We start from the raw sequence: 18,437 nt of genomic DNA on the forward strand, positions 1-18,437 counted from the left end.
TCACCGCCCGTCGGCCGGGACGAGGGAGCACAACGGGTCGCCGTACTCGACGAGGCCCGCGTTGGGCTGGAGGAACTCGCCGATGACACCGTGCCGGTCCGACTCGACGGGGATCATCAGCTTCATCGCCTCGATGAGGCCCACCTGTTGACCGGGGACGACGGTGTCCCCCTCGGTCACGAAGGGTTTGGCGCCCGGTTCGGGCGCGCGGTAGAAGACCCCGACCGTCGGGGCGTGGATGTGGTCGAGCGGGGGCTGTCCGGCCGGCTCGGCCGCGGGCGTCGCGACCGGTGCGGTACCTGCCTGCGAGGGGGCCGCGAGCTCATGCGCCGTGGTCCGGGTGCCCGGCCAGTCCATCTCGATGGTGACCGGCCCGACCGTCACACGGACGGCGGACGGTGGGACGGGAGCCTCCGAGAAGAGCTCGATCATGCTCGTCTTGGCGGCCTCCAGGACCGAGGGAAGACTGTCGGGTCGTCCGTCACTCAGCAGGGCGTCGAGGGTGGCGACGCTGTCGGGCGTGGGCATCTCATCACCTTTCCGGCGCGGGGCGGCCGGCCGGTGCCGGGCTGCCGAAGCCGCGGAAACGGGCCCGTCGTCCGGCCAGCAGTTGATCGGTGGTCAGCACTGTCAGTTCCTCGAGCAGCGGCCGTACGGCGCCGGCGAGACGCTCCGCCGCGACGCGGTGATCGCTCTGCGCGCCGCCCTCCGGTTCGAGGACGACTCCGTCGACCACTCCTTGGGCGAGCAACTCGCGTGCGTGAAGGCCGAGTTCACGAGCTGCGTGCGGTGCCGCCTCGGGGTCGCGCCACAGGATCGCGGCACATCCCTCCGGGCTGATCACCGAGTAGACGGCGTTGCTGAGCGCGAGCACCCGGTCGGCGACGGCGAGTCCCAGGGCGCCGCCGCTGCCGCCCTCCGAGACGATCACGGCGACGATCGGCACGGGCAGCCCGGACATCAGCCGCAGGTTCTCCGCGATGGCCACGGCCTGGCCTCCGCGCTCCGCCTCGATGCCCGGGAAGGCACCGCTGGTGTCGACGAGGGTGAGCACCGGGATGCCCACCTTCGCGGCCAGGCGCATCAGCCGGGCGGCCTTGCGGTAGCCGGCGGGCACCGGCATGCCGAAGTTCCGTTCCCGCAGTGCCGCCGCGGTGTGTCCTTTCTGCTGGCCGACCACCATCACGGGCCGGCCGTCGAGGCGGCCGACTCCCCCGACGGTGGCCGGGCAGTCGCCGCCGAGCCGGTCGCCGTGCAGTTCCTGGAAGTCGTCGACGAGCAGGCCGATGTAGTCGAGCGCGGTGGGGCGTTCGAGGTTCCTCGCCAGGCGCACCGCCTGCCAGGGGTCGAGGTCGGGGACCTGTTCGGGACGGGTGAGCAGGCCGGGGTCCGGTGCGCCGGGTGCCGTGTCGGTGGACTCCGGCTCGGTCCGTTCCGCCCGCGGATGTCCCGCCCGGGTGTCCCGCGGCGGAGCCAGCGCGCCGAGCAGCCGGATCAGGGTGGCGCGCAGCTCCTGGCGCGGTGCGACCACGTCGACCTGACCGTGCTCGCGGAGGAACTCGGCGCGCTGGAAGTTCTCCGGGAGCCGCTCGCCGATGGTCCGCTCGATGACGCGCGGCCCCGCGAACCCCATACGGGCTCCCGGTTCGGCCACGATCACGTCGCAGAGCGTGGCGAACGAGGCGGCCACTCCGCCGTACACCGGGTCGGTGATGACGGAGACGGTGGGGATGCCGGCCTCGTCGAGGGCGAGCAGGGCCTGGCTCGTCTTCGCCATCTGCATCAGGGAGATCAGGCCCTCCTGCATCCGGGCGCCGCCGGACGCGCAGACGATGACCAGCGGGCGTCGTTCGGCCAGGGCCGTCTCGGCGGTGAGCGTGATGAGTTCGCCGACGCCGCCGCTGAGGCTGCCGCCCATGAAGCCGAACTCCATGGCGACGACCGCCACTTCGCAACCGCCGATGCGGCCGCGGACGGCGATCGCGGCGTCGTCGAGTCCGGTCCGGTCGCGCGCCTCCGCCAGTCGCTCGTGGTAGGGCCGGGTGTCCGTGAAGCCGAGGACGTCGTCGGCGGTGCGCGGCACGCCCAGGGCCTGGGCCGACCCCGGGTCGAGGAGCTGGTCGAGCCGCTCCGGGGCCGACAGTCTCCTGTGGTGGCCGCACTCCGGGCACACCCCGGAGGACCGGGCGAGCCGCTTGGCGTAGACGGGCCGCCGGCAGTGGTCGCACAGCCACCAGGCCGCGGGCGTGGTCGTCTCGGCCGGGGCGCTCATGAACGCGCGGCGATCTGGCGCCTGGCCAGTTCGAGGAGCCGGGCCGGGGTGCCGACGTCGACGACCTCGTCGTCGGTCAGCTCGACGCCGTAGTCCCGTTTGAGGCGGGACGCGGTCTCCAGTACGGCCAGCGAGTCGTAGCCGAGGTCGGTGAAGAGCGTGTCCGCGAACTCCCCGTCGAGGGCGACGCCTTCGCCCTCGCCCGCGCACTCACGCAGGATGCGGGCGAGCTCGCCCATGGTCAGTTCTGGCATGGCTGGGTCTCCTATGTGGGGTTGCCGAGCGTGGTCAGGGCTCAGTGGGAGGCGCCCACGACCATCGCGGAGTTGAAGCCGCCGAGGCCGCGGGCGACGACCAGCACGGCACGCAGGCGCAGTTCCAGCGGCCGGCCGACGACCACACGGAGCCCGTACCGGGGGGACGGCCGGGTGTGCGCCGCCGGGGGAAGGACCCCGTCGCGCAGGGCGAGCAGCGCGGTGGCGACGTCGAGGGGACCGGCGCCCGCGCACAGTCGTCCGGTCAGCGTCTTGGGCACGGCGACCGGGAGCTCGCGCGCGCCGAAGACCGCGCCGAGCGCGGCGGCCTCCGCCCGGTCCAGGTGCGGAACACCGGCCGCGTCGGCGAAGACGGCATCGATGTCATCGGCCACGGCACCGGCGTCGGCGAGGGCGAGTTCGATGGCCCTGGTCAGGGCGGACGCGTCGTCCACGGGCACGGTGCCCGGTCTCGGGTCGAACGTGGCGGCGTGTCCGAGGATCCTGCCGTGGATCCGGGGTGCGTGCCGCGCGCGGGCCTTCGCCTCGTCCTCGACGACCAGGATGGCGCCGCCCTCCCCCGGCACGAAGCCCGCGGCCCGCTCGTCGAACGGCCGGTACGCGAGGGCCGGGTCCTCGGCCGTGCTCAGCTGCCCGGTCGAGGTCTGGGCGATCCAGCCCCAGGGACACAGGGAGCCGTCGACCGCGCCGGTGACCACGGCGTCCAGGTCACGGCGCAGCAGCCGCCTGGCCTGGGCGAGCGCGTCGAGGCCGCCCGCCTCGTCGGCGACCAGCACCCCGCTGGAGCCGCGCAGGCCGTGCCGGATGGAGATCTGTCCGGTGTTGACCGCGTAGAACCAGGCGAAGGACTGGTACGCGCTGACGTACTCGGGTCCCTTGCGCCACAGGTTGTCGAGTTCCTGGTGCCCGAACTCGAAACCGCCCGCGCTGTTCGCAGTCACCACGCCCACGCCGTACTCGGGCAGTTGTCCGGTGTCGAGGCCGGCGTCGCGGACCGCCTCGTCGGCGGCCACCAGGGAGAGCCTGGTGGAGTGGTCGGTCTGCGGGACGAGCCGGCCGGGCAGGTGGGCGGCGGGTTCGAAGCCGCGGATCTCGCCGGCCAGGGTGGCGGGGTAGCGCTCGGGTTCGAAGCGGGTGATGCGGCCGATGCCGGAACGGGCCGCGAGGGTGGCGTTCCAGTACTCCTCGGTGCTCAGGCCGTTCGGCGCGACGACGCCCAGGCCCGTGACGACGACAGCGTTCACTGTTCCGCCCGACCGGGACGGGTGAGCACCATCGCGCTCTGGAAGCCGCCGAATCCGCTGCCGACGCTGAGGACGACGTCGAGCCGGGCCTCGCGTGCCGTCAACGGCACGTAGTCGAGGTCGCATTCCGGGTCCGGCTCGTGCAGGTTGGCCGTCGGCGGGACGGCGCCGTTCTCGATGGCGAGCGCGCAGGCCGCGAGTTCGACGGAGCCGATGGCACCGAGCGAGTGGCCGATCATCGACTTGATGGAGCTGACGGGGGTGCGGCGGGCGTGGTCGCCCAGCGCCTTCTTGAACGCGGCCGTCTCGTGCCGGTCGTTCTGTTTGGTGCCGGAGCCGTGCGCGTTGACGTAGCTCACTTCATCCGGGCGCACCCGGGCCTCGTCCAGGGCCGTTTCGATGGCGGCGGCCATCTCCTTGCCGTCCGGGCGCAGTCCGGTCATGTGGAAGGCGTTGCACCGCGAGGCGAACCCGCCGACACCGGCGTACACATGGGCACCGCGGGCCCTGGCCCGCTCCCGTTCCTCCAGGACGAACACCGCGCAGCCCTCGCCCAGGACGAAGCCGTTGCGGGTGCGGTCGAACGGGCGGGAGGCGGTGGCCGGTTCGTCGTTGCGGGGCGTGGTCGCCCGGATCGCGTCGAAGCAGGCGACCGTGATGGGCGAGATGGGCGCGTCGGTGCCGCCCGCGACCATGACGTCCGCCGAGCCCTCCTCGATGAGCCGCACGGCGTGGCCGACCGCGTCGAGCCCGGAGGTGCAGCCCGTGGAGACCACGGAGCAGGGGCCCTGCGCGCCCGCGGCCCAGGCCACCTCGGCGGCCATGGAGCTGGGGACGAAGTAGTCGTACAGGTGCGGGACCGCGAGGTCCGGGTCGACGAGCCAGTCGCGGCCGCCGTGACTGGTGACGACGTACTCGCGTTCCAGGCTCGTGGTGCAGCCGACCGCGCTGCCGAGCGTGACGCCCGTGCGGCAGGGGTCGGGCCCGTCGCCGGCGAGGCCGCTGTCCTCCAGGGCTTCGCGGGCGGCGACCAGCGCGAACTGGGTGGCCCGGTCGAGCCGGCCGGCCTCCTCGGCCGTGAGCCCTTCGGCCTGCGCGTCGAAGTCGCACTCGGCGGCCACGGTCGACCGAAAGGGCGAGGCGTCGAAGTGGGTGATGGTGCGGGTCGCGGTGCGGCCGGAGACGAGCAGGTCCCAGAACGGTTTGCTGCCGATGCCTCCTGGAGCCACGACGCCGACACCCGTTATCACTACATCTCGGGCCATGCTGTCTCATCCCCCGATATCTGAAGTGGATCCAGCCTGCAATGCCGCGTCCCGAAGCATTCGGGGCACCGCTTGAGGCGACCTCGAACGCAAGTTGAAGGGCAGCCGCCGGTTCGATTCGAGCGGGCGTCGAGGCGCGCGCTAGAGGCCCTTGCGACGGTGTGCCCGCGAGCGCCCGCTCGCCTTCCCCACATCGGAAGGGACGTCCATGGCCAGCGGCACCATCACCGTCAGCGAAGCGGACTACCTGCGGATCCTCATTCACGGCACGACCGCGTTCGAACTGCTGCGTACGGGGCTCGAGTTCGACCTCTTCGAGCGCCTGGAGGCGGCCGAGGGCATGGACATCGAGGAGGCCGCAGAGGCGATCGGCACCGAGGCCCAGCCCGCCCGCATCCTGCTCCTCGGACTCGCCTCGCTGCGGCTTCTGGAGAAGAAGGACGACAAGTACGTCAACAGCGAGATGGTGCGGCGCAAGCTGCTGAGGTCGAGCCCGCGCTTCCTGGGCCCGCTGGTGGACATCCAGGCCGACATCATCAACCGCTCGCTCGACGACTTCGCCGAGTCGATGCGGCAGAACACCAACGTGGGGCTGCGCCACATCGAGGGTCCCGGCGACACGCTGTACGAACGGCTCACGGCGCACCCCGAGTTGCAGGAGGTGTTCTACCGGAACATGGGCGACGCGTCGAAGAAGGCGTTCGCGCAGATCCTCGACCGGTACGACTTCTCCGGGCTGCACCACGTCATCGACATCGGCGGCGGCGACGGCACCAACAGCATCGAACTGGCCCGCCGCTACCCGCACCTGGAGGTGACGGTCTTCGACCAGGAGAGCGTCACCCGCATCGCGGCGCAGCGGACCGAGGACGCCGAGCTGAGCAAGCGGGTGCACTTCCACCCGGGCGACCTGTTCACCGACGCGCTGCCCGAGGGCGCCGACGGGATCATGTTCTTCCACATCTTCGAGATCTGGTCGCTGGAGCGGAACACCGAGCTGCTGCGCAAGTGCTACGAGGCCCTGCCGCCCGGCGGTGTCTGCCTGGTCTACAACTTCGTCTCGAACGACGAGGGCACCGGCTCGATGAGCGGCGGGCTGGTCTCGCCCTACTTCCTCACCCTCGCCTCCGGAGAGGGCATGACGTACGCCCCGAAGGACATGGACAAGGCCATTCGCGACGCCGGCTTCTCCCGCGTCGAGCGCTACGACGGCCTCGGGTTCAGCCATTCCCTGGTCGTCGGCCACAAGTAGGCGCCTCGTCCGGGCCGGCGGCAGCCCCCGGGCCCACAGGAGAAGGAGAGTTCAGTGCAAGGACAAGACCTGTACGTGAGGTCCCTCGGGGTGCATCTGCCGGAGCCCGTGAGCACCGCGCAGGCGGTGGCCGAGGGCCGCCTGGATGCCGAGGACGTCGCCGACGGCGAGCTGACGGGCGTGCGGGTCGCCGGTGACGTGCCCGCCCCGGAGCTCGCGGTGCGCGCGGCCCGCCAGCTGTTCGAACGCGTCGGAACCGACCCGTCGGTCGTCGATCTGATCCTGTACGCGAGCGTGTGGCACCAGGGCCCGGACGGCTGGGGCCCGCAGTCGTACGTGCAGCGCCACCTCGGGGGCGAGGCCCTCGCGGTGGAGCTCCGGCACGGCTGCACCGGCGTGTTCAGCGGTCTGCAGCTCGCCGCCGGCTTCCTGCGCGGCAATCCGCGGTCGTCGGACGCGCTGCTGCTCGGCGCGGAGAACTTCGGCACGCCGCTGATCGACCGCTGGCGGGCCACGGGCGGCGGCATGCTGGTCGGCGACGGCGCGAGCGCGCTGCTGCTCGGCAAGGAACCCGGCTTCGCCAAGCTGCTGTGGGTCGACTGCGTCGCCGTACCCGAGCTGGAGGCGATGCACCGCAGCGGAGAGCCGATGTTCCCGCCGGGTGCCACGATCGGGCGGCGGCTCGACTTCTCCGAACGCAACCAGCACTTCCTCAAGCACGAGGGGGAGCAGATGCGGCCGCTCCTGATGAAGGCCCACCAGGACCTGTACGACCGGTGGACGGCGGCCACCGGCCTCGGTGTCGAGGACGTCACCTTCCTCAGCTACATGAACACCTCGCGCACCACGATCGAGAAGCGGCTGCTTCCCCTGCTGGGGCTGCCGGCGGAGCGCACCACCTGGGAGGTGGGACGCGACATCGGGCACCTGGGCGTCAGCGACCAGCTCGTCGCGCTCGACCGGCTGCTGTGCGACGGCAGGCTGAAGCCGGGCGACCACTACCTGATGTACGGGCTCGGGCCCGGTATGACGGTGGCGGGCGCGATGTTCGAGATCACCGAGGTGCCGTCGTGGACACGGTGACGACGGCGCCCGAACCCGTCGCCGTGGTGGGCATGGCGTGCCGGTTCGCCGGGGGGATCGATTCGCCGAAGGAGTTCTGGTCGCTGCTCGTCGAGGGGCGGGACGCGATCGGCGAAGTGCCTGATGGCCGCTGGGAGTGGTACGGAACCCTCGACCGGGAGAACGCGGCGGCCCTGGACGGCGTGACGCGGTACGGGGCGTTCCTCGACGACATCAAGGGGTTCGACGCCGACTTCTTCGACGTCACCCCGCGCGAGGCCGCGCTGATGGACCCGCAGCAGCGGATCGTCCTGGAGCTGGCCTGGGAGGCGCTGGAGCACGCCGGCATCCCCCCTCGGGATCTCGCGGGCAGCGACGCCGGTGTGTTCATGGGCGTCGGTTCGGACGACTACGGGCGCCGGATGCTGGAGGACCTGCCCCGCATCGAGGCGTGGACCGGCATCGGCGGCGCCTACTGCGGGGTCGCCAACCGGGTCTCGTACACGCTGGACCTGCGCGGGCCGAGCGTCGCCGTCGACACGGCGTGCTCGTCGTCGCTGGTGTCCGTCCACATGGCGGTGCAGAGCCTGCGGGCGGGCGAGTGCCCGGTGGCGCTGGCGGGCGGCGTGCTCGTGATGGCGTCGCCCGGTCTGTCGCTGGTGCTGGACGCGGCGGGCGCGACGGCACCCGACGGGCGCTGCAAGTCCTTCGACGCGAACGGCGACGGCTACGGCCGCGGTGAGGGCGGCGGGGTCGTCGTCCTCAAGCGGCTGTCGGACGCCCGGCGCGACGGGGACCGCGTCCTCGCCCTGATCCGGGGCAGCGCGGTCCACCAGGACGGCAGGACCAGCGGCATCATGGCGCCCAACGGCGAGGCGCAGGCCCATCTGATGCGCCGGACGTACGAGCACGCGGGGCTCGACCCGGTCACCGTCGGCTACGTCGAGGCGCACGGCACGGGCACCCGCGCGGGCGATCCGCTGGAGGCCGGGGCGATGGCCTCGGTCTTCGGCGTGAACAGGCCGCAGGACCGGCCGTGTCTGATCGGGTCCGTCAAACCCAACATCGGGCATCTGGAGGCGGGCGCGGGCATCGCCGGTGTGATCAAGACGGTCCTCGCTCTCCAGCACGCCGAGATCCCGCCCAGTCTGAACTTCACCGAGCCCAACCCCGCTATCCCGTGGGCGACTTCGGGCCTTCGGGTGGTCACCGAGCCGACGCCCTGGCCCGCGTCCGACGGTCCGCGGCGGGCCGGGGTCTCGGGCTACGGGTACGGCGGCACCATCGCGCACGTCGTCCTGGAGCAGGCTCCGGACCCCGAGGGTCCGCAGACCCTGGACAAGGGACCGCGCGCCGCGCGGGACGCGGAACCCGCGGTGTATCCGCTGTCGGGTGCGAGCGAGGCCGCGGTGCGGGAGTACGCGGGCAGGCTCGCCGACCGGCTCGACGAGACCCCCGCGACGGCCCTCGCGCAGGTGGGCCACACCTTGGCCGCGCGGCGCACCCAGCTGCTCCACCGGGCCGCCGTGGTGGCCGCGAACCGCGACCAACTCCTCTCTCGGCTCCGGGAGTTCGCGGACTCGGGTGGTGCGCCGGGGGTCGGCACCGGCTCGGTGCTGCCGACTGCCGGGCGCGGTCTGGTCTGGGTGTTCTCCGGGCACGGCTCGCAGTGGACCGGCATGGGACGCGAACTCCTCGCCGAGGAACCGGTGTTCGCGCGGGTCGTCGAGGAGCTGGAGCCCGTCTTCCTTGAGGAGATGGGCGTCTCCCCCACCGCCGCCCTCCTGGACGACGCCCCGCAGCCCGTCGACGTGGTGCAGCCGCTGATCTTCGCCGTGCAGACGGCGCTGAGCGCACTGTGGCGGGAGCGCGGGCTGCACCCCGACGCGGTCATCGGCCACTCGGTCGGTGAGATCGCCGCCGCCGTGGCCGCCGGGATGCTCACGCAGGAGCAGGGCGCCCGGCTGGTGTGCCGGCGCTCCCTGCTGCTGCGCCGGGTGGCCGGGCGGGGAGCCATGGCCATGGTGGGGCTGACCGCCGAGGAGGCCGCACGCCGTCTGGGCGACCGCCGGGACGTGACCGTGGCGATCACCGCGTCGCCCGGCTCCACCGTCGTCTCCGGGGACGTCCCCGCGGTCGCGGAGATCTCCGAGCGGTGGCGCGCCGAGGGCGTCGCGGTGCGGGCCGTCGATTCGGACGTGGCGTTCCACAGTCCGCACATGGACCCCCTCCTCGACGACCTGACGGCCGCGGCGGCCGACCTGGTGCCGTCCCCCGCCACGCTTCCCGTCTACAGCACGGCTCTGGACGACCCCCGCAGCGTCGCCCCGCGCGACGGCGGCTACTGGGCGGCCAACCTCGGCGGCCGGGTGCGGTTCGCGCAGGGCGTCGCGGCGGCCGTCGAGGACGGGTACCGGCTCTTCCTGGAGGTGTCGCCGCATCCGGTGGTCGAGCACTCGGTCGGCGAGTCGCTCGACCATCTCGGCGTCGAGGACGCCTTCGTCACCCACTCGCTGCGTCGCCGCCGGCCCGAGCGCGAGACACTGCTGGCCGGTCTCGGACAGCTCTACTGCCACGGCGCCGACGTGGACTGGTCGCGTTCCTGGCCGGTGACGGACCCCGCCGAACTGCCGTGCGTCGCCTGGCAGCGCAAGCCGTACTGGCTGGAGGAGCCGCCGCCGCGCCGGGCCGCCGGCGACCGGCACGACGTCACCACGCACACCCTGCTCGGCGGACGGACCACGTTCGCGGGCACGACCCCGGCGCAGGCCTGGCGGACCCACCTCGACCACGGCAGCCGGCCCTACCCGGGTGACCATCCGGTCCGCGAGGTGGAGATCATCCCGGCCGCCGTGCTGCTGAACACCTTCCTGAACGCCGCCGCCTCGGGAGGCACCCTGCCGGATCTCACCGACGTGGCGCTGCGCGTGCCCGTGTCGGTGTCCCAGCCGCGCGAGGTCCAGGTCGTCAGCCAGGACGCCACGCTCCGGCTCACCTCGCGCATCGTCGGGGAGCCCGGAGACGACAGGGGCCTGGTCACCCACACCACGGCCGTCGTCGAACCGCACGGCACTCTCGGCGAGCCGACCCCGGTCGTCGCACCGGACGTGCTGCCCACCGGGCGTGTGGTGGACCGCCTCGCGGAACTCGGCGTCGCCGCCATGGGCTTCGCCTGGAAGATCACCGAACTGCACGGGGGCGAGGGCGTCCTGGTGGCCCGGGTCGTCGCGGATCCCGGGTCCTCGGAGCCGCCGGCCACCTGGGCCTCGGTCCTGGACGCCGCGCTGTCCACCGCGTCCGTGGTGTTCCCCGGTCCGCCGGTGCTGCGCATGCCCGCGCACATCAAACGGGTCGCGCTCGAAGGGGCGTGCCCGGCCACCGCCCGCATCACCGTACGGCTGACCGGCGAGGACGTCGTCGACGTGGAGATCGAGGACGAGCGGGGCACGCCGGCGGGCCGGCTCGACGGCCTGCGGTACGGACTGCTGGAGGGCGACGTGGGGACCACCACCGGTCCCCGCCGGCTCGTCCACCGCATGCGGTGGCGTCCCATGGAACAGCAGGACCCCGGTGCGCATCGGACGGTGGTGCTCGTCGGCGACGACCGCTCCCTGGTGGAGCGGTTGAGCCGCCGGCTGGTCGCCGAGGCGGTGCCGCACCGGATCGCGTCCGACCCGGACGAGCTGCGCGAGGGTGAGCTCTCCGACGACCACACCGTGGTGGTCGTGCCGGCTCCGGGACGGCCTCGGGAACCGGTCGGCAGGGCGTCCCTGCGGGCGGCCTGGCTGCTCGCCCGGACAGCTCAGCGGCTGGCCCCGGCCCCGCGTCCACCCCGGCTGTGGTGCGTGACGCAGGGAGTGCGCGAGAGCGCGACCGAGGCCTCGCTCGCCCACGGTCCCCTGTGGGGGCTGGGCCGCGTCATCGCCGGTGAGCATCCGGACCTGTGGGGCGGCATCGTGGACCTCGGGTCCTCGCCCCGGGACGTCGCGGGGTTCGTGGACCTGCTCGGCACGACGCACGGCGAGGACGTCGTGGCGGTGCGCGAGGGACAGCCGGAGGTGGCACGGCTCGCGCTGCTGGACGGCGAGCCGGTCCGGCCCGCGACGACCTGCCGCCCGGACGGCACGTATCTGGTCACGGGCGGACTGGGCGCGCTCGGGCTGGAGGTCGCGCACTGGCTGGCCGAGCGGGGCGCACGCCGTCTCGTGCTGACCGGACGGCGGTCGCTGCCGCCACGGGACGAGTGGGACGACATCACCGATCCGCCGGTCCGGAGCCGGGTGGAAGCGGTCAGGTCCCTGGAGCGGCTGGGCTGCACCGTGGTCACGGTCGCGCTGGACGTCTCGGACGCGGACGCCGCGGAGAAGCTCCTGTCGCCGACCGCGCTGGGGCTGCCGCCCGTCCGGGGCGTCGTGCACGCCGCCGGTGTCCTGGACGACCGGCCGCTGCGCGCGCTCGACGAGGACTCGCTGCGGGCGGTGCTGCGGCCGAAGGCCGAGGGTGCCTGGGTGCTGCACGGGCTGTTCCCGCCCGGCAGTCTCGACTTCCTGGTGCTGTTCTCGTCCTGCGGTCAACTGCTGGGCCTGCCCGGGCAGTCCAGCTACGCGGCGGGCAACGCGTTCCTCGACGCGCTGGCGGCGCACCGCAGTGCCGCCGGGGACACCGGCACCGTCAGCTTCGGCTGGACGTCGTGGCGCGGGCTCGGCATGTCCACCTCGTCCGAGGTCATCGACGCCGAGCTGGCCGCGCACGGCACCGCCGACATCAGTTCCCTGGAGGCCTTCGCCTCCTGGGAGCTGGCGGACCGCTACGGCCTCGGCTACGCGGCCGTGTTGCGCACGCTGCCGCCGGAACCCGGACAGCGGCGGCTCCCGCTGCTCGGCGAGGTGCCCACGGACGCGCCGCAGGACCAGGAGGACGACGAGGCCGAGGTCCCGTGGGCCGGCCTGGAGGGCGAGGAGCTGCGCACCTTCCTCACCTCCGCGGTGAGCCGACAGGTCGCGGCCGAGACCCGGCTGGCGGCGTCCGAGATGGATCCGCACCGGGCCCTGGCCGAGATGGGCCTCGACTCGGTGATGACCGTGCGGATCCGGCGCGGTCTCGAAAGGCAGTTCAGGATGCCGCTGCCCGCGACGCTCTTCTGGGACCGCCCCACCGTCCACGCGGTCGCCGACCTGCTCGCGCAGCGCGTCGGCACCCCCGACCCCGCTCCGGCCGACGAGAGGAGCGCACGGTGAAACGCGAAGGATTCGTGCCCTGGCCCGCCGACGCCGCGCGTCGTTACGTCGAGGCGGACTGCTGGCGCGGCCGCCCGCTGGGCGCGCTGATGTGGGACTGGGCGGACGCCTGGGCCGACCGGACCGCGCTGGTCGACGGCGACGTCCGGCTCGGCTACGCGGAGCTGGCCGCCTCGGCGGACGCCCTGGCCGAACGGCTCGCGGGCCAGGGTCTGGCCGACGGCGACACGGTTCTCGTGCAGTTGCCCAACTGCTGGGAGTTCGTGGTCGTGACACTGGCCTGTTTCCGGCTCGGTGTGGCGCCGGTGATGATGCTGCCACCGCACCGCGAGTACGAACTGGCCTCGATCGGGGCCCATGTGCGCGCCAAGGCGCTCGTCGTGCCCGGCACCTGGCGGGGCTACGACCATCAGGCACTCGCCCACCGGGTCGCCGGACGGCTGCCCGGCGAGCCCCTGGTGCTGGTCGTCGGCGACGACGTACGGCCCGGCAGCATCGACGTGCGTGCCCTGCTGAGGCCGGACGGCGACACGGCCGCGCGGCGCGGGAGGCTGGACAAGGCCGCCCCGGACGCCATGGAGGTGGCCCTCTTCCTGCTGTCCGGCGGCACCACCGGCCTGCCGAAGGTGATCAGCCGGACGCACAACGACTACGAGTACAACATCCGGCAGTCCGCCGCCGCCTGTGCCGTCACCGCGGAGACCGTCTACCTGACGGTCCTGCCCGCCGGCCACAACTATCCGCTCGCCAGCCCGGGCATCCTCGGCACCCTCTCAGCCGGCGGCCGGGTCGTGCTGCTGTCCTCGCCGCGGCCCGACGCGGTGTTCGCCGCCGTCGAGCGGGAGCGCGTCACCACCACCTCGGCGGTGCCCGCGGTGGCCCTGAAGTGGACGGAGGCCGCGCCCGCTTGCGGCCGCGACCTGTCGAGCCTGCGCCATGTGCACGTGGGCGGTTCGGTGCTCTCGCCGGAGCTCGCCGCCCGGATCGGGCCCGCCCTGGGCTGCCGGATCCAGCAGGTGTACGGGATGGCCGAGGGCCTCATCTGCTACACCCCTCCCGACGCGACGGACGAGGTCGCCCACGGCACGCAGGGCGCACCGGTCAGCGCGTACGACGAACTGCTGGTCGTCGGCCCGGACGGCCGTCCGGTGCGGCCCGGTGAGACGGGCGAGCTGCTCACCCGCGGCCCCTACACGCCCCGCGGCTACTACGGCGTGCCCGACCAGAACGCCCTGTCGTTCACGTCCGACGGCTGGTACCGCACGGGTGACCTGGTGCGGATCACCGCGCAGGGCCATGTGGTGGTGTGCGGCCGGGTCAAGGACCTGATCAACCGCGGGGGCGAGAAGATCGCGGCCGGGGAGATAGAGACCCTGGTGCAGGAGATGCCCGAGGTCGCGGAGGTGGCCGCGGTGCCGGCGCCGGACCCCGAAGTCGGCGAGCGGGTCTGTCTGTTCGTGCGTCTCCACGAGGGCCGCGCGCTCACCCTGGAGGACGTGTCGGCGGCGCTGACCGCGCGAGGGCTGGCCGCGTTCAAGATTCCCGAGCGCCTGGAGATCCTGCCCGATCTCCCGCACACACCCGTCGGCAAGCCCGACAAGAAGGCTCTGCGGGGTCTGCTGGACGGGACGAGGGCCGAGGTGACCTCATGACCACCGAGCACCCGCTCACGGCCGACGGACCCGGCCCGCAGGCGCGGTTCACCGAGTCGGGGGCCGCGGCCGAGGACCGGACGTCGGTCAAGGCCACGCTGGCCTGGCTGACCGCACGTAGAAAGGCCCACACCTTCGAGGTCACCCGGGTCCCCTTCGCCGAGCTGGCGGAGTGGTCCTTCCGGCCGGACACCGGCGATCTCGGCCATCGCAGCGGCCGCTTCTTCACCATCGAGGGCCATCGCGTGCACACCGACCACGGGAAGGTGCCCCGCTGGGACCAGCCGATCATCAACCAGCCCGAGATCGGCATGCTCGGCTTCCTGGTCAAGGAGATCGACGGCGTCCTGCACTGTCTGATGCAGGCCAAGATGGAGCCCGGCAACGTCAACGTCGTGCAGCTGTCGCCGACCGTGCAGGCGACCCGGAGCAACCAGAAGCGGGTGCACCAGGGTTCGGGCGTCAGGTATCTGGAGTACTTCACCGATCCCGGGCGGGCGCGGGTGCTCGTCGACGTCCTCCAGTCCGAACAGGGCTCGTGGTTCCTCGGCAAGCGCAACCGCAACATCGTGGTGGAGACGACCGAGGACGTCCCGCCGCACGACGACTACCGCTGGATGACGGTCGGCGAGATCCAGGAACTCCTGCGCCTGGACAACATGGTGAACATGGACGCGAGGACCGTCCTGTCCTGTGTGCCGTTCGCCCGGCCCACCGGAGCGCCGCCGCCCGGTCCGCACGGCGAGTTCCGCGCGGGCCTGCGCCGCTCCATGGCGCCGGAGGAAGGGGCGCTGCACAGCACGCCGTCGGTGCTGAGCTGGTTCGCCGACACCACGGCCCGCCACGAACTGCGCACGGAACGCATTCCGTTGAACCGGGTCGAGGGCTGGAACCGCACCGAGGACGCGATCAGCCACGCGGAGGGACGGCACTTCTCGATCATCGGCGCCCGGGTGACGGCCGGCAGCCGCGAGGTGCTCAACTGGACACAGCCGCTGCTGGCCCCGCACGGCCTCGGCCTGGCCGCACTGCTGGTGCGCACCATCGGCGGTGTGACCCATCTGCTGTTCCACGCCCGTCCCGAGGCGGGATTCCCGCACGGCGTCGAGCTGGGCCCCACCGTGCAGTGCACCCCGGACACCTACCGGGGGCTGCCCGACGACCACCGGCCGCCGTTCCTCGACTACGTGACCGGCGTCCCCCGGGACCGCGTGCGCTTCGACGCGGTGCAGTCCGAGGAGGGCGGCCGGTTCCACCACGCCGAGTGCCGCTACACGGTGATCGAGGTCGAGGACGGCTTCCCCGTCGAAGAACCGGAGGGATACCGATGGCTGACGGTCCATCAGGTGACCGGGCTGCTGCGGCACAGTCACTATCTCAACGTCCAGGCGCGCAGCCTCGTCGCATGTCTGCACAGCCTGTGGTGACCGGGCGGACGGCTCCCCTGCCGGTCGGTGTCCTCGGCTGCGGCGGCATCGCCATGCGCCGCATGCTGCCCGCGATGGCGCGGACCCCTGGGGTCCGCGTCACGGCGATCGCGAGCCGGGACCGGGACCGCGCGGCGTCGGCGGCGGACCGGTTCGACGCGGACCCGGTGCACGGATACGAACGGCTCCTGGAGCGCGAGGACATCACCGCTGTGTACATACCGCTGCCGCCCGCGCTGCACGCTCCCTGGGCCGCACGGGCGCTGAAGGCGGGCAAGCACGTCCTGGTCGAGAAGCCGATGGTCACCGACGCCGGTCAGGCGCGCGACCTGGCCGGGCTCGCCGAAGAGGGAGGGCTCGTGCTGATGGAGAGCTTCATGTTCCTCCACCACTCCCAGCACGCGGCCGTCACGGACCTGCTCGAACGCGGCGAGATCGGCGAACTGCGCCAGATGAGTGCCGAGTTCGGCTTCCCGCCGCTGCCCGCCCAGGACATCCGGCACCGCCCCGAGCTGGGCGGCGGCGCCCTGCTCGACGCCGGCGTCTACACGCTGCGCGTCACCCAGCTCCTGCTCGGCGGGACGGTGTCGGTGGTGGGCGCGGCCCTGACGGCCGACGCGTCAACGGGCGTGGACGTCGGCGGCGCCGCGCTGCTGCGCGGCGGCGACGGCGTCGGCTCCCATGTGTCGTTCGGCTTCCGCCACTCCTACCGGTCGGCGTACACCCTGTGGGGCAGTGCCGGCCGGATCGTCCTCGACCGCGCCTTCACCCCTCCCCCGGAGCACCGTCCCGTCCTGCGGATCGAACGGCAGGACCGGGTGGAGGAGCTGACACTCGCGGCCGACGACCAGTTCGCCAACATCGCGGCCCGTTTCGCGGATCTGGTGCGGGGCCGCGCGGATCCGGCGGCGGAGCGCACGGCGGCCGTGCGGCAGGCCGAGCTGGTGGACGCCGTGCGTGCGGCGGCCGGCCCGGGTCCGGGAAGTCCGCCATGACCACCGCGTCCACCGGCGTCGACCGGACCCTCCTGCGCGACTCGCTGTCCCGGTGGCCCAGCGGGGTCGCCGTGGTGACCACGGTGGACGAGTCCGGGGCGCCGCGCGGCTTCACCGCGACGGCCTTCTCGTCGCTGTCGATGGACCCGCCGATGGTGCTGGTCTGTCTGGACCGGGGAGCCGACTGCCGCCCGGCGTTCGAGACGGCCGGCGTGATGGCCGTGCATCTGCTGCGCGAGGACCAGGCACACCTGGCGCAGCGCTTCGCCACCAAGAACATCGACAAGTACGAAGGGCTGCCGGTCTCCGCGGGCCTGGGTGGAGTGCCGCTGCTGGGCGGCGTGGTGGCCCGTATCGAATGCGTGCTGGACCGCCGGATCGATGCCGGGGACCACGTGATCCTCGTCGGTCTGGTGCACCGCTGCGAGTCGTTCACGGGTGCTCCGCTGGTGTATTTCGCGCGGTCGTTCCACGGCCTGCAGCCCCCGACCCACCACAGAGAGGCGGATTCCCGATGACGAACGCGACGCCCACCGCTCCTCCTCCGGACGCCGGTCTGTCGGCGGCCGCGGGCAAGGTGGCCGAGCTGGCCGCGGAGCACGCGGCCGCCGCGGACTCCGACGACCGGCTGTCCGCCACCGTCGCCGAGGCGCTGGTGAGCGCCGGGTTCGCGCGGCACTTGGTGGGCCCGCGCTGGGGCGGCTCGGCCGCTGCCCCGGGCGCGATGCGCGACCTCGCGCGGGCGCTGTCCGTGGTGGGCACCGGCTGCATGTCGGCGGCCTGGTGCGCCGGGGTGCTCGCGGCCGTGGGCCGCATGTGCTCGCACCTGCCCGAGGAGGGGCAGGAGGAACTGTGGGGCGACGGGCCGGACGTGCCGCTCGCCGGATCGCTGGCACCGTCGGGCACGGTCGACACGGTGCCGGGCGGCTGGCGGCTGAGCGGCACCTGGGACTTCGCCAGCGGGGTGGACCACGCGCAGTGGACGATGGTGGGCGGTCTGGTCCGCGGTCCCGAAGGTCCGCCGGCGCTGCGGCACTTCGTGCTGCCGCGCCGTGACTACCGGGTGCTGGACACCTGGCGCAATGTGGGGCTGCGCGGCACGGGCAGCAACAGCGTGGTCCTCGACGACGTGTTCGTGCCGGAGCACCGCAGCTTCGAGCACCGTACGGTTCTCGCGGGCGACCCGGCCCCCTCCGCTCCGCGCCTGCACCGCGTACCGCTCAAGCTGATCAACGGCCTGTTCTTCGTGGCCCCGGGTGTCGGCGCCGTCGAGGGCGCCGTCGGGGCGTGGACGCGATGGACCGCGAGCCGCGTCGAGATCAACGGCGTCCGGACCGGGTCCCGGCCCGGCGTGCGCCTGACGCTGGCCCGGGCCGCGGCCGGCCTCGACGCGGCACGGCTGATCGTCGACCACGCGGCGGCCGAGGCCGACGAGGCGGAGCTGACCCCGGCCCTGACGTTGCGGGTCACGCGCGACTACTCGACCGCGGTGGACCTGCTGCTCGACTCCGTGAACGGGCTGATGCGGATGAGCGGCGCCCGGGGCCAGGCCCTGTCCCACCCGGTTCAGCGGGTGTGGCGGGACGTGCACTGCATGGCCGGGCACGCCGCGCTCCAGCCGGACGTGAACGCCGACGGCTGGGCGAAGCACGCGCTCGGCGAGGAGTGACACGGTCCCCGTCGGGTGGACGAGGAGAGACACGAAGACACGAGGTGAGGGGGCGGCCCTGTGGCCGCCCCCTCACCTGTGTGCGCG

General features: G+C 73.1%; 13 protein-coding genes. 8 read left to right on the forward strand and 5 right to left on the reverse strand.

What is annotated here, in order from left to right:
* From ACSYGO_RS05660 to ACSYGO_RS05680, 5 genes are read right to left on the reverse strand one after another with little or no spacing between them, the layout of a single operon-like run.
* Positions 1-528, reverse strand: a complete 528-nt coding sequence (locus ACSYGO_RS05660) for an acetyl-CoA carboxylase biotin carboxyl carrier protein (RefSeq protein WP_460385941.1) — start codon at positions 526-528, stop codon at positions 1-3.
* A 4-nt stretch (positions 529-532) separates the two neighbouring features.
* Positions 533-2,272, reverse strand: a complete 1,740-nt coding sequence (gene accA, locus ACSYGO_RS05665) for an acetyl-CoA carboxylase carboxyl transferase subunit alpha (protein WP_460385942.1) — start codon at positions 2,270-2,272, stop codon at positions 533-535.
* Entirely contained in the window at positions 2,269-2,526 is a 258-nt protein-coding gene (locus tag ACSYGO_RS05670; protein WP_426678353.1) for an acyl carrier protein, read from the reverse strand. Before ACSYGO_RS05670 ends, accA begins: the two co-directional genes overlap by 4 nt.
* A gap of 41 nt (positions 2,527-2,567) precedes the next feature.
* Positions 2,568-3,791 carry a ketosynthase chain-length factor gene (locus tag ACSYGO_RS05675; protein ID WP_460385943.1) on the reverse strand — a complete coding sequence of 408 codons (1,224 nt, stop codon included), beginning with the start codon at positions 3,789-3,791 and terminating at the stop codon, positions 2,568-2,570.
* A complete protein-coding gene (locus ACSYGO_RS05680; protein ID WP_435227956.1) occupies positions 3,788-5,056 on the reverse strand; it encodes a beta-ketoacyl-[acyl-carrier-protein] synthase family protein in 1,269 nt (422 codons plus the stop codon). The genes ACSYGO_RS05675 and ACSYGO_RS05680 overlap by 4 nt, the downstream gene beginning before the upstream one ends.
* A gap of 208 nt (positions 5,057-5,264) precedes the next feature.
* On the opposite strand from ACSYGO_RS05680, the gene ACSYGO_RS05685 reads away from it, so the two are divergent.
* From ACSYGO_RS05685 to ACSYGO_RS05720, 8 genes are read left to right on the forward strand one after another with little or no spacing between them, the layout of a single operon-like run.
* Entirely contained in the window at positions 5,265-6,308 is a 1,044-nt protein-coding gene (locus tag ACSYGO_RS05685) for a methyltransferase (RefSeq protein ID WP_460385944.1), read from the forward strand.
* Positions 6,309-6,362: 54 nt separating this feature from the next.
* Positions 6,363-7,391 carry a ketoacyl-ACP synthase III family protein gene (locus ACSYGO_RS05690; RefSeq protein ID WP_460385945.1) on the forward strand — a complete coding sequence of 343 codons (1,029 nt, stop codon included), beginning with the start codon at positions 6,363-6,365 and terminating at the stop codon, positions 7,389-7,391.
* The gene (locus ACSYGO_RS05695) at positions 7,379-12,607 is read left to right on the forward strand and encodes a type I polyketide synthase (protein WP_460385946.1); all 5,229 of its coding nucleotides are present in this window, start codon (positions 7,379-7,381) and stop codon (positions 12,605-12,607) included. The genes ACSYGO_RS05690 and ACSYGO_RS05695 overlap by 13 nt, the downstream gene beginning before the upstream one ends.
* Complete coding sequence (locus tag ACSYGO_RS05700) at positions 12,604-14,259, forward strand: (2,3-dihydroxybenzoyl)adenylate synthase (RefSeq protein WP_460385948.1); 1,656 nt, start codon at positions 12,604-12,606, stop codon at positions 14,257-14,259. The genes ACSYGO_RS05695 and ACSYGO_RS05700 overlap by 4 nt, the downstream gene beginning before the upstream one ends.
* Positions 14,256-15,686 carry an NDP-hexose 2,3-dehydratase family protein gene (locus ACSYGO_RS05705; RefSeq protein WP_460385949.1) on the forward strand — a complete coding sequence of 477 codons (1,431 nt, stop codon included), beginning with the start codon at positions 14,256-14,258 and terminating at the stop codon, positions 15,684-15,686. The genes ACSYGO_RS05700 and ACSYGO_RS05705 overlap by 4 nt, the downstream gene beginning before the upstream one ends.
* Positions 15,665-16,681, forward strand: a complete 1,017-nt coding sequence (locus ACSYGO_RS05710) for a Gfo/Idh/MocA family protein (RefSeq protein ID WP_460385950.1) — start codon at positions 15,665-15,667, stop codon at positions 16,679-16,681. The genes ACSYGO_RS05705 and ACSYGO_RS05710 overlap by 22 nt, the downstream gene beginning before the upstream one ends.
* On the forward strand, positions 16,678-17,199 hold the full coding sequence (locus tag ACSYGO_RS05715; protein WP_432186990.1) for a flavin reductase family protein: 522 nt from the start codon (positions 16,678-16,680) through the stop codon (positions 17,197-17,199). The genes ACSYGO_RS05710 and ACSYGO_RS05715 overlap by 4 nt, the downstream gene beginning before the upstream one ends.
* Positions 17,196-18,350, forward strand: coding sequence for an acyl-CoA dehydrogenase family protein (locus ACSYGO_RS05720; RefSeq protein ID WP_460385951.1), 1,155 nt, complete (start codon positions 17,196-17,198; stop codon positions 18,348-18,350). Before ACSYGO_RS05715 ends, ACSYGO_RS05720 begins: the two co-directional genes overlap by 4 nt.
* Positions 18,351-18,437: the final 87 nt, after the last annotated feature.

Source organism: Streptomyces krungchingensis, from assembly GCF_054729265.1.